The sequence below is a fragment of the Faecalicatena fissicatena genome, from assembly GCF_016900595.1.
In the GTDB taxonomy this organism is placed as follows: domain Bacteria; phylum Bacillota; class Clostridia; order Lachnospirales; family Lachnospiraceae; genus Claveliimonas; species Claveliimonas intestinigallinarum.
The window spans coordinates 1-1,067 of record NZ_JACLYY010000037.1 but is presented as its reverse complement, the minus strand read 5'-3'; the positions used below and the strand labels follow the sequence as shown (position 1 = coordinate 1,067).

Below are 1,067 nucleotides of genomic sequence, written 5' to 3'. Positions count from 1 at the left end.
AGATGTGTATAAGAGACAGGTGTTTGAGAACACCAGCGGTGACGGCGGGAGCAACGGCATCTCCCTGTCCGCCGAGCGGACCTTCCAGGCCAGCATCCCGGTGGACATGACCGAGGCCGAGGCCAAGGAGGCCGCCTCCTCCGTGACCTGGACCCTGACGCCCGATGCGGACGCGCCGGATTACTTGGACGATACCCAGTTTCCCAACCAGACCGAGGGTGGTCCCCTGAGCGCCTGGCTGTGCCAGGACGGCGAGACCCCCTTCTTTACCGACGTGGCCACCGCCGCCGAGACGGTGGACGGCCAGGTGTACCTGACCGTCACCTTCGCCAACCAGTGCTACTTCGGTGACGATCTCAGCGTGCCCCACAGCAACGGCGGCTCCTATATGGATGTGTGCGGCTACTTCACGCTGTCCGCCGGGCTGGACGGCAAGACCCTGGGCTCTGTGGATCTGAAGGTGGCACCCTACGACAACTTCCACACCATGTCGGAGATCTATGACGAGCTGGACGCGCTGGTGGACTACGCCGCCGGCCACACCGACCTCTACGTGGAGCAGTTCTCCATGGGCCAGAGCCAGGGCGACAACGGCCTGGAAAGCCTGGATATGCCTTATCTGATTGTGGCCAAGGACAAGGCCGCGGTGGACAAGTGGCAGGAGATCAAGGCGGAGGCGGAGAGCGACCCCACCGCCCTGCTGAAGAAGCTGGAGAGCGGCGCCCTGGGCGACTACCAAGTGCCCGTCATGTACTCCAATATTCACGCCAATGAGGTGGCCGCCAGCGACGGCATCCTGGCCTTTGCCTGGATGCTGGTGGAGACCGCGGCCTCTGAGAGCGGCACCATCGACTACGACAAGCTCACCGGCTTCACCGCCGCCGGTAAGGCCGAGCTGGCCGAGCAGATGGGCCCTGCGGGTGAGGAGGGCTCCGTGGCCGTCCCCGATCTGGTGGCCGATGACGCCACCTACCTGGGCTACATCAAAGGCGAGAACGCCGACGGCACCACCGCCTCCATCTCCACCCAGGTGGAGCTGGAGAAATACCTGTCTCTTATACACATCT

At 63.9% G+C, this 1,067-nt stretch carries 1 protein-coding gene; it reads left to right on the top strand.

Going from position 1 to position 1,067, the window contains the following annotated elements; translation table 11 throughout:
- Nucleotides 1-1,067: M14 family metallopeptidase (locus H7U36_RS15005; RefSeq protein ID WP_330637165.1), on the top strand; the 1,067-nt coding region annotated here is incomplete at both ends.